12 protein-coding genes are annotated in these 10,836 nt (G+C 48.3%); 6 read left to right on the forward strand and 6 right to left on the reverse strand.

Annotated elements, in window-relative coordinates; translation table 11 throughout:
- The 5 genes from ACTHUT_RS09085 to ACTHUT_RS09105 all read left to right on the forward strand — a co-directional run.
- The coding region (locus ACTHUT_RS09085) for a F0F1 ATP synthase subunit delta (protein ID WP_440418745.1) at positions 1 to 113 on the forward strand (113 nt) is incomplete at its 5' end.
- 10 nt (positions 114 to 123) lie between these two features.
- Positions 124 to 1,671 (forward strand): F0F1 ATP synthase subunit alpha, encoded by a 1,548-nt coding sequence (gene atpA, locus ACTHUT_RS09090; RefSeq protein WP_003748105.1) that lies wholly within the window; start codon positions 124 to 126, stop codon positions 1,669 to 1,671.
- Positions 1,672 to 1,695: 24 nt separating this feature from the next.
- Positions 1,696 to 2,571 (forward strand): F0F1 ATP synthase subunit gamma, encoded by an 876-nt coding sequence (gene atpG / locus ACTHUT_RS09095; RefSeq protein WP_440385970.1) that lies wholly within the window; start codon positions 1,696 to 1,698, stop codon positions 2,569 to 2,571.
- Between the two features lie 38 nt (positions 2,572 to 2,609).
- Positions 2,610 to 4,007 (forward strand): F0F1 ATP synthase subunit beta, encoded by a 1,398-nt coding sequence (gene atpD, locus ACTHUT_RS09100; protein WP_003748111.1) that lies wholly within the window; start codon positions 2,610 to 2,612, stop codon positions 4,005 to 4,007.
- Between the two features lie 10 nt (positions 4,008 to 4,017).
- Complete coding sequence (locus ACTHUT_RS09105) at positions 4,018 to 4,443, forward strand: F0F1 ATP synthase subunit epsilon (protein WP_036492070.1); 426 nt, start codon at positions 4,018 to 4,020, stop codon at positions 4,441 to 4,443.
- A 375-nt stretch (positions 4,444 to 4,818) separates the two neighbouring features.
- On the opposite strand, the gene ACTHUT_RS09110 is transcribed toward ACTHUT_RS09105, so the two are convergent.
- The 6 genes from ACTHUT_RS09110 to ACTHUT_RS09135 all read right to left on the reverse strand — a co-directional run bounded on the left by ACTHUT_RS09110 (position 4,819) and on the right by ACTHUT_RS09135 (position 10,461).
- A complete protein-coding gene (locus ACTHUT_RS09110) occupies positions 4,819 to 6,531 on the reverse strand; it encodes a flotillin family protein (protein WP_049323103.1) in 1,713 nt (570 codons plus the stop codon).
- Positions 6,532 to 6,622: 91 nt separating this feature from the next.
- On the reverse strand, positions 6,623 to 7,309 hold the full coding sequence (locus tag ACTHUT_RS09115) for a hypothetical protein (RefSeq protein ID WP_440385971.1): 687 nt from the start codon (positions 7,307 to 7,309) through the stop codon (positions 6,623 to 6,625).
- Positions 7,310 to 7,542: 233 nt separating this feature from the next.
- Positions 7,543 to 8,208, reverse strand: a complete 666-nt coding sequence (locus ACTHUT_RS09120; RefSeq protein ID WP_440385972.1) for a YqiJ family protein — start codon at positions 8,206 to 8,208, stop codon at positions 7,543 to 7,545.
- Positions 8,209 to 8,422: 214 nt separating this feature from the next.
- The gene (locus tag ACTHUT_RS09125; protein WP_440385973.1) at positions 8,423 to 9,085 is read right to left on the reverse strand and encodes a PspA/IM30 family protein; all 663 of its coding nucleotides are present in this window, start codon (positions 9,083 to 9,085) and stop codon (positions 8,423 to 8,425) included.
- A gap of 42 nt (positions 9,086 to 9,127) precedes the next feature.
- Positions 9,128 to 9,889, reverse strand: coding sequence for a hypothetical protein (locus ACTHUT_RS09130; protein ID WP_440385974.1), 762 nt, complete (start codon positions 9,887 to 9,889; stop codon positions 9,128 to 9,130).
- A 71-nt stretch (positions 9,890 to 9,960) separates the two neighbouring features.
- The gene (locus ACTHUT_RS09135) at positions 9,961 to 10,461 is read right to left on the reverse strand and encodes a hypothetical protein (protein ID WP_004518995.1); all 501 of its coding nucleotides are present in this window, start codon (positions 10,459 to 10,461) and stop codon (positions 9,961 to 9,963) included.
- Positions 10,462 to 10,642: 181 nt separating this feature from the next.
- Here ACTHUT_RS09135 and ACTHUT_RS09140 point away from each other — a divergent pair.
- Positions 10,643 to 10,836 (forward strand): hypothetical protein (locus ACTHUT_RS09140; protein WP_440418744.1); only part of this gene is annotated, 194 nt, incomplete at its 3' end.

Raw genomic sequence — 10,836 nt, forward strand, 5'->3', positions numbered from 1 at the left:
CTAAAGTTGCCCCTGAATTAATCGGCGGCATCAAAGTAGAAGTGGGTGATCAGGTCTTGGATTTGTCCGTACAAGGCAAACTGAATGCTTTGTATGCGACTATGACAAATTAGGAGAGTTTTCATGCAGCTTAATCCTGCTGAAATTAGCGATTTGATTAAAGCCAAAATCGAAAATCTGTCCGTCAATACAGAAGTGCGTACCCGTGGTACCGTTGTTTCTGTTACAGACGGCATTGTGCGCATTCATGGCTTGTCAGACGCGATGCAAGGTGAGATGCTCGAATTCCCCGGTAACACTTTCGGTCTGGCCATGAACTTGGAGCGCGACTCCGTCGGTGCCGTAGTGTTGGGTGAGTACGAACACATTAAAGAAGGCGATACAGTTACCTGTACCGGCCGTATTTTGGAAGTGCCGATCGGTCGCGAATTGGTTGGCCGCGTAGTTGATGCATTGGGTCGTCCTATCGACGGTAAAGGTCCAATCAATACAACTTTGACTGCTCCAATCGAAAAAATCGCACCGGGTGTGATTGCGCGTAAATCGGTTGACCAACCCATGCAAACCGGCCTGAAAGCCATTGACTCTATGGTTCCGGTTGGTCGTGGCCAACGTGAGCTGATCATTGGTGACCGTCAAACCGGTAAAACTGCCGTAGCACTGGATGCCATCGTTAACCAAAAAGGTACAGGCGTTATCTGTATTTATGTGGCTATCGGTCAAAAAGCATCTTCTATTGCCAACGTAGTGCGCAAATTGGAAGAGCATGGTGCGATGGAACATACTATCGTGGTTGCTGCGACTGCTTCTGAAGCCGCTGCGCTGCAATACATTGCTCCTTACTCCGGTTGTACCATGGGTGAATTCTTCCGTGACCGCGGTGAAGATGCTCTGATTGTATACGATGACTTGTCTAAACAAGCCGTTGCATACCGTCAAATTTCCCTGCTGCTGCGCCGTCCACCTGGCCGTGAAGCCTATCCTGGCGACGTATTCTACCTGCACTCCCGTCTGTTGGAACGTGCAGCCCGTGTCAGCGAAAACGAAGTTGAAAAACTGACCAATGGCGAAGTAAAAGGCAAAACCGGTTCTCTGACTGCATTACCGATTATTGAAACCCAAGCCGGTGACGTATCAGCATTCGTACCAACCAACGTAATTTCGATTACAGACGGCCAAATCTTCTTGGAAACCGACTTGTTCAACGCCGGTATCCGTCCCGCAATCAATGCCGGTATTTCCGTATCGCGCGTAGGTGGTGCGGCACAAACCAAAGTCATCAAAAAACTGGGTGGCGGTATCCGTTTGGCGTTGGCACAGTACCGTGAATTGGCGGCGTTCTCACAATTTGCTTCTGATTTGGACGAAGCAACACGCAAACAGCTGCAACACGGTGAAGTGGTTACTGAATTGATGAAACAAAAACAATTCAGCACATTGAACACTGCCGAAATGGCATTGACTTTGTGGGCGATCAACAACGGTTCTTACGCAGATGTTCCGGTATCCAAAGCCTTGGCTTTCGAAGCAGAATTCCTGAGTTTCGTACGTACGCAACATCCTGAGGTTCTGGATGCGATTAATGCATCAGGCGCAATGTCTGACGAAAGCGAAAAAGCATTGACCGAAGCCATGAAATCTTTCAAATCTTCTTACGCTTACCAAGCATAAGTATTGAGATGAAAGGAGTCTGAAATGGCAGTCGGAAAAGAGATTCTCACCAAAATCCGTAGTGTTCAAAATACCCAAAAGATCACTAAAGCGATGCAAATGGTGTCTACCTCTAAAATGCGGAAGACTCAAGACCGGATGCGCTTAGCGCGTCCGTACGCCGAAAAAGTGCGTACAGTGATGAGCCATCTTGCACAGACCAATGCCGATCATGGTATCAAATTGTTGGAGCCGCACCGCGAAGTGTGTCGTGCCGGTTTCATTTTGATTACCTCGGACAAAGGTTTGTGCGGCGGCTTGAACGCAAACGTACTGAAAAAGTTTTTGGCGCAAGTTCAAGAGTATCAGGAACAAGGCATCGAAGTCGAAGTCGTGTGCCTGGGTAGCAAAGGTTTGGCTGCATGCCAAAGCATCGGTTTGAACGTTATTGCCAGTGCAACCAATTTGGGCGATACCCCGAAAATGGAAGCGTTGCTTGGCCCTTTGACCGAAATCTTCCAACGTTATGAGAAACATGAATTAGACCGTATCCATATGGTTTACTCACGTTTTATCAACACAATGCGCCAAGAGCCGCGTATGGAAGTTTTGCTGCCTATCGGTGAAAACGTTATTGACGACGGAACAGGTCATTCTTCATTTACTTGGGAATACCTCTACGAGCCGAGTCCTATCGCCGTATTGGAATATTTGGTTCGCCGCTATTTAGAGTCTGTGGTTTATCAAGCATTGAGCGACAACATGGCATCTGAACAAGCCGCGCGTATGGTAGCGATGAAAGCCGCAACCGACAACGCAGGCAATGCCATCAAAGAATTGCGCTTGGTGTACAACAAATCGCGTCAAGCCGCGATTACCACAGAATTGTCAGAAATTGTAGCAGGTGCAGCGGCAGTTTAATGCCGTCTGAAGCCTGAACAGGAAATTAGGATACGATAATGAGCCAAGGCAAAATCGTACAAGTTATTGGTGCGGTGGTTGACGTGGAATTTCCACGCGACGCTATCCCGCATGTTTACGATGCCCTGAAATTGGACGAGAACGGTCTGACTCTGGAAGTTCAACAGCTTCTGGGCGACGGCGTTGTCCGTACTATTGCAATGGGTAGTTCAGACGGCCTGAAACGCGGCATGTCTGTAAGCAATACTGGTGCGCCAATCACTGTGCCGGTAGGTAAAGGTACATTGGGTCGTATTGTCGACGTATTGGGTACGCCTGTTGATGAGGCAGGTCCGATCGATACCGACAAGAGCCGTGCCATTCACCAAACTGCTCCGAAATTCGACGAGTTGTCTTCAACTACCGAATTGCTGGAAACCGGTATTAAAGTGATCGACTTGCTGTGTCCGTTTGCTAAGGGCGGTAAAGTAGGTCTGTTCGGTGGTGCCGGTGTGGGCAAAACCGTAAACATGATGGAATTGATCAACAACATCGCCAAAGCGCACAGCGGTCTGTCCGTGTTCGCAGGTGTGGGTGAGCGTACCCGTGAAGGTAACGACTTCTACCACGAGATGAAAGATTCCAACGTATTGGATAAAGTAGCCATGGTGTATGGCCAAATGAACGAACCTCCGGGCAACCGTCTGCGCGTTGCTTTGACCGGTTTGACTATGGCCGAATACTTCCGTGACGAAAAAGACGAAAACGGTAAAGGTCGCGACGTATTGTTCTTCGTTGACAACATCTACCGTTACACTCTGGCCGGTACCGAAGTATCTGCACTGTTGGGTCGTATGCCTTCTGCAGTGGGTTACCAACCGACATTGGCTGAAGAAATGGGTCGTTTGCAAGAGCGTATTACCTCTACCCAAACCGGTTCCATTACTTCCATCCAAGCCGTATATGTACCTGCGGATGACTTGACTGACCCGTCTCCAGCGACAACTTTCGCCCACTTGGACGCAACCGTCGTATTGAGCCGTGATATTGCCTCTTTGGGTATTTACCCGGCAGTTGACCCGCTTGATTCTACTTCACGCCAATTGGATCCGATGGTATTGGGTCAAGAACACTACGACGTAGCGCGCGGTGTACAGTCCACTCTGCAAAAATACAAAGAATTGCGCGACATTATTGCCATTCTGGGTATGGACGAATTGTCTGACGAAGACAAACTGACTGTAATGCGTGCCCGTAAAATCCAACGCTTCCTGTCTCAACCGTTCCACGTTGCAGAAGTGTTTACAGGTTCTCCAGGCAAATATGTCGCCCTGCGCGATACCATTGCCGGCTTTAAAGCCATCTTGAACGGCGAATACGACCATCTGCCTGAACAAGCGTTCTACATGGTAGGCGGCATCGAAGAAGCAGTTGAGAAAGCGAAAACCTTAAACTAAGGAGGTCGGCATGAGCGTCATGCAAGTTGAAGTGGTCAGTAGCGAGCAAAACATCTATTCGGGCGAAGCCAGCTTTGTGGTGGTTCCGACCGTTCAAGGTGAGCTTGGTATTTATCCACGACACGAGCCGATTATGAGTTTGGTGCGCCCCGGCGCATTGCGTTTGACTGTTCCGGGTGAAGCTGAAGAAGTGCTGGTTGCTGTTTCCGGCGGTGTTTTAGAAGTACAGCCTGACAAGATTACCGTATTGGCAGACGTTGCCGTTCGCAGTACCGAAATGGATCAGGCACGTGCTGAAGAAGCTAAGAAAGCAGCCGAGGCAGGTGTTTCTGCAGCCAAAGATGATAAATCTCTGGCCGAAGCGCACAAAGCATTGGCAGCAGCCATTGCCCAGCTGAAAACTTTGGACTACCTTCGTTCGCAAAAAAACAAGTAATGTGGGTTCATCAAGAAAAAGCACAACGAAATGTTGTGCTTTTTTATTTGCCTGAAGATAAGCGGCTTGGTATTGAAATGTCGATAGATGAGTAGATGGCAAACTTGAAATCGAAACGCTAGAATCAGTTTTTATGACTCAATTGTTGATGGATCATTGTCAAAGCAGTTAGCCTTGTTATTTGGCTAAGAATAGCCCACTCAATCTTTTTTAACCACAAAAAGCAGGTTGGATAATTCCTAATTTATTGCAACCGCAACAGATCTGAATTGATCAGTATTGAAAATATTAGAATTTGCGGAAGCTCTTGTATAAACAAAAGGCCGTCTGAAAACCTATTTCAGACGGCCTTTAAACCATTATGACGGTATCTGTTTATGATTGGTCGATGCTTTTATCCAACCCTTGGGTCAGACCGTTGATGTCGCCACCATTCAGTCCCAACTCTTTCAAGAGACCGTCAACCAACGGGGCTTGGCTGCGGTAGCGCAGGGCGCTGTTGACCATTTGGTCTGCAAGGCTGGCTTGTGTGGTTTGGCCGTCTGAAGCACCTTCTGCGCCGTTTGCACCACCGGCAAAGCCACCCAGACCATTGACTTGCAAAATCTTGATGTCTTCGATTTTTTCCATTGGGCGGACGGATTCGCGGATGATGTCAGGCAGGTGTTTCAAGAGGGCAAGGCGGACTTGCATTTCAACCTGCTCGACGCTCAGGACATTGGCAGCTTCGTTGACGGCACGGGTACCTTCGGCGTCAACCTTGTATTGTTGCTCTTGCGCTTGCGCCAACAGAATTTTGGCATCGGCTTCACCTTTGGCTTGAAGGCGTTGTTTCTCGGCTTCGGCTTCGGCGGCGATACGCACGGCTTCAGCTCGGTCTTGTGCAGCTTGTTTTTCAGCTTCAGCGGCGACGGTGAGCGAAATCGCGTCTTTTTGTGCGGCTTCTTCGGCGGCAATTAACTCGACCGCTTTGGCACGCTCGGCGCGTTCGGTTTCGCGTACGGTAATCACGCTCTCTTCCTCGCGAACGGCAGCGGCGCGGGCTTTGTCGGCCTCTGCTTTGGCTTCGGATTCGGCACGCGATTTCTCGGCAACGGCGATGGCGCGGTCTTGCTCGGCCAACTCGATGGCTTTGCGGCGTTCAACCTCTGCCTGCTCAACGGCTTGAGCTTTGCGGATGTCTTCGTTTTTAATGTCGCGTTCGGCGGCAATGCGTTTCAAATCCACTTCGCGTTCTGCGGCAATTTTGGCTTCTTCCGCCTCGCGTTTTTTCTGAGATTCTTGTTCGGCAATGCTGGCCTCTTGTTCGGCGCGGCGGACGGCAATCTCACGCTCTTGTTCGAGTTTGGCGTATTCTTCTTCGCGTGAGATTTTCAGGCGTTGCTGCTCGGCTTCGAGGTTTTTGGTTTTAATCGCCAAGTCAGTGTCTTGTTCGATTTCGTTACGTTTTTTGCGGCGGCCTTCGATGGTTTCGGTCAGTTTGGTCAAACCTTCCGCGTCAAAGGCGTTTTGAGGGTTGAAGAACTCAAAGCTGGTTTGGTCGAGGCCGGTCAGGGAAACGGTTTCAAGTTCAAGACCGTTTTTGAACAAGTCTTCGCTCACGACTTGTTGTACTTTCTGAACGAAATCAACACGTTTCTCATGCAGCTCTTCCATCGCCATTTCGGCGGCAACGGCGCGCAGGGCATCAACGAATTTACCTTCGACGAGGTCTTTCAGCTCATCGGGGGACATGGTTTTCATACCCAGCGTTTGTGCGGCGGTCGCAATGCTCTCGGCGCTGGGTTTGACGCGGACGTAAAATTCAGCCATCACGTCAACGCGCATACGGTCGCGGGTAATCAAGGCTTGTTGGGCAGCGCGGCGCACTTCGAGGCGCAGTGTATTCATGTTGACGGGGATGATTTCGTGCAGCACGGGCAGCACCATCGCGCCGCCGTTCATGATGACTTTTTCGCCGCCGAAACCGGTGCGTACGAAGGAGACTTCTTTGCTGGCGCGGCGGTACAGACGGGTCAGGATGAGGCCGAGTACAATTAGCGCGACGAGTATGACGCCGGCGATGGTGCCGATGGAGACCAAGTTCATGGTTTTTCCTTTCTTCTTGTTAATATGCCTTTGAGGGCGGTGGATTCAGAAGGCTTTGAGGGAAAGAGGCCGTCTGAAAGGGTTAAAATTCTTAGTTTTCTCGTTCAGGTTCTTTTGTTTCAGGTTCATTTGCTATTAAAGTTTCAAACTCTGATTCTTTAAACGTTTCGGCTTGAAGTTTCATGAATTTTTCTGCAAAATTCAAATCCGATGCTTCAGACAAATAAACAAATGATAAACCTATAAAAGGTAATGATATAATTGCTAAAAACATGAAAGAATAATAAGAGTTTTTAAAATCAACTTGGGTAGGCACCCATAAAATTACTGCTGCTATTATTGCAAAAATAAAATATCTAATATAATTCAATATATAAATTTTTAACCTTCTCTTTCTATCATTGAATTTCTCTTTAAAATATACTTTTCCAACTATTGCAGAATATTCCAAGTATTTCAATCCCAAAGTGTAATACCTTAAAGCTCGATTAGGAGACTTCATCCCTAAGCAATAAATAATCTCCTCAGAATCTAATTTATTTGTACCAGAAATTGCCCCGTATCCTTTTTCTATTAAATAAGCATGAGGCTTTCTACCTTGGCATTCTGCTTGCGTAATAAGATGAATTAATTCTTTTGCCTGTCTATATTCAATTTGACTTTTAGAAAGTCTTTCTAACCCACCAAACCTGCGTATTAAGTTAGGAAAGCCAAACATACTGATGATGGATACGATCAAACTAAGTATGTTTGGCCAATCCTTTAACCATTCAGACATTTCTTATTGCTCCTCTTTACAAATAAATTATCAAAAAACTTCATTATTGATAATAAAGAATACAAATGTATCATAGTCATTCCTGTGTAGGTGAAAATCTAGAACTTTAAAAATTACAGGTATTTATAAATCTTACTGAAATTCCAAGAACTGAATTCCTACCTTAGCTAGAATGATGGCAGTCGATATTCGTATTTTTGGCGGTGCCACAAAATTTGCAGTTTCAGACGGCCTCAATCCACCAAGCTTCCGCTCGGATTCAAAATCGCTTTAAATGTATTTCCGTCCAACGACACCAGCAATACCGCATCGCCTTGTTTCAATACATCATCAGAGTCAGGCTCTACCATCACATAATGCTGTTGGCCGTAAGCATCTTTCACGCGCACCTGCGCCGCATTGCCTACCCGAGCTTCGCCCAACACCACTGTGCCGACGCGGCCGATTAAACTTTCCTGCAAAACGGCAGTGGTTTCATCTTTCGGCATAATTTTGTACAAACCGCCAGCCGTCACGCGCACCAAGGGCAAGGAAAGAAACCAAACGATGACTGCTGCCAGCGTGCCATTCAGATAACTGCCGAATACAGTGGCAAAGGCCGTCTGAAACAGATAACCCGTCAGTCCGTATACGGCAAGAAACACCACCATCAACATCAATACCGGGATACGTCCGACATACAGCCAGCTCAGGAAACGCACGAATATGCCTGCGTCCGCCACATCCAATCCGACCTCGGCGTGCGCAGTTTCGGTCAGACTGTCGGGCAACAGGTTGTCCAACCAATCGCTGATACCGCCTGCCAGCATGGAAATGACTTCAAACACACCGAGCAAAACCATCAGCGCAATGGCAATGCCGAAGATTTCAGTTTCGGGGGCGTTGATTAAATTCCACATATTGCATTTCCTTATTCTTTTTAATTTTCAGACGGCATATATTTTATTTTAAAGTTAAGCCGATTGGATATGGATATTTTTATTAATTTGTTATAACTGACAGGATTTTTCCCAATCCGGCATCTTTTTGTTATTGAAGCGTGTATGGTTTTCTTTTTTCAGACGGCCCTGTGAGGATAGGGACCGTCTGAAACCGCAATTTCCTCAATATGGCTTATGATTTCGCCTTCAACGCCGCCAATCGTTCGGCAATGCGGTTGTTGCGGCTTAAGTCTTCCAGTTCTTTCAGCTTGGCCAACTGCGCCGCATCGGTGCTGCTGTGTACCGAGTTTTGGCGACCCATCACACGGTCGAAGGCATTGCCGCTTTTTTCGGCATCACGGGCGATGCGGTTGAGGTCGCTGCCGCCTGCTGCTTTGCCTGCACCCGCGTTCTGTTGTGCGGCACGCCAGCCTTGCAACTGCTGCTGCATCTCGCGTTTTTTCGCCTGCAAGGCGGCGATAAAGCCTTCGAGCTCTTTTTCCTGCGCGGCGCAGTCGGCAATGGTGTTTTCCAAAACAGGCAGACGCGCTTCGATGTCCATTTGTTCGGCGATGCCCGCTTCGGCAAGATCATCACGACCGGCAGCTACGGCGGCTTGCAGATTGGCATCGATGGCTTCGTGACGGTTGCTCTCGTCCGCCATTTTCTTGGCGGCAAGGTGTTTCTGCGCCAACACTTTGCCCAACTCGGCGCGTACTTCGTCTACCGCTCTCTCGATTTCGCGGATGCTTTCGTTCATTACTGCTTCAGGCGCAAGGTTCTCCGCCGCATCAATCAGGGCATGAAAACCGCCGCTTACCAGACGGCCTACTCGGCGGGATAGGGTTTCGCTCATTTGGATTTTCCTTTCTTTATGAAATCATGAGAAATATTGTGTTTAGCCAGCATCCGATTGTGCCAACCAGTCGTAACATTGCTCCCATAACAATGTTTCGTTTTCGTCTTCTTTGCCTTCCAGCAGGGCTTGTTCTAAAGCTCGTCTGAATGTGGCGCGGGTATCCGGGTGGGTAAACCAAGCCGACAGTCGGGCGGCGAATTGCGTTCTATTCGGACAATGCTCGGGCAGATAGCAGACTTTGTACCAATCCGGCTCGTCGCTTCCATACGGAATCTTTAAATACAAGTCGACAAATTCGCGTAAAGCTGCCGTTTTATCCGCCTGCTCCGTCCACACTGCCAGCAGTTCGTCGACAACATCCAATCCAGCAAATTGAAACATATTCAGCCAAACGACCAAGCAGCCTTCGTAGCGGGGTGCAGTCAGTTGCGAGTCAAACCAAGCGGCGGCGAAACGTTTTAGCCAATCGATTTCTTCTTTTGTCCAGCATTCGGGAAAATGGCAACACAACTTATCGAGCAACATTTCATCAAGCGATCGGACATCTTCGTCGTTGACCAAAGCCTGCAAAATACGCGGCAGAAAATGTTTCATGTCTAAAGCTGTTGCGGCTGCGTCGTCTAAAGGTACGCTGCCCAAATACGCCTGCAACATATCGACAGGAATCTCGCGTAACGGATATTCCAACAACGCCTGTTGGAAATCTTCGGGAGAGCAGCTATTGCAAGTGCAGATATTCAGCGGGAAGCGCACGCTGTAAGGTGCAAATAATTCGTATGCTTCTGCTATCCATTTTTCCATCTTGTCGCTTCAGTCTTCGATGTTGAGCATTGGTATTTAGAAATGGGGGAAGGGGCGTTGTTCAGACGGCCTTAAACTTCATTTGCCTGCTGCACAATCTTTGCCAGTTTTAAAGTGTTTTCAAGCTGTTGCAGCACGCTGTCGTCGTATGCCGCGCCTTTGCCGGTTACGGCGAGTTGCAAGATGCTGTCGGTCAGGCGGACGATGCGCCACATCAGTTCGCGTTCGTATTTTTTCAAATCGTCGAGGTCGGCTTCTTCGGGCAGGTCGGCGGCGAGTGTTGCGCCTAAGTCGGGAAGCTGTTCAAACAACCTCGCCACGATATGCGAATGCACTCCGGCCTGTTTTTCAGCATGCAAGATTTCGTGTTTTGCCGCTTGGAAAAATTGCTCCTGCGCCGTCAGTGCGGAGCTGTAATCGCGTGTCTGCGTATGCGCCAAGCGCGCCAGTTTGAGCAGTTCGCGGATTTTTTCAGACGGCGTATTCGCACCTTCGATTTTGAGTTCAGCAATAAAATCAGCATCTTCCTGAGTAATGCGCACGCTGATTGGGATACGGTTCGTTGCATTCATATTCGTTTGTTTTAGTTTGTATTCATTTGAATACAAATATACAAGATGGGATTCTGCGGCGCAATACCTGAAACCGTATATTTATGTAAACATCAGGCCGTCTGAAACTTGATTTTCGGTTTTCAGACGGCCTTTTCCTTTATAATCCGTACATTATTTTCATACACACAGCAGGTCCTCCATGTCCAACAAACCCACTCTCCTTCTCGTTGACGGCTCTTCTTATCTTTACCGCGCCTATCATGCTATGGGTCAGAATTTATCTGCGCCAGATGGTGCGCCGACGGGTGCGCTTTATGGCGTGTTGAACATGTTGCGCCGGTTGCGGGCGGATTATGTGCACGACTATTGCGCGGTGGTGTTTGATGCGAAGGG

The sequence above is a fragment of the Neisseria sp. P0022.S010 genome (genome assembly GCF_051956635.1).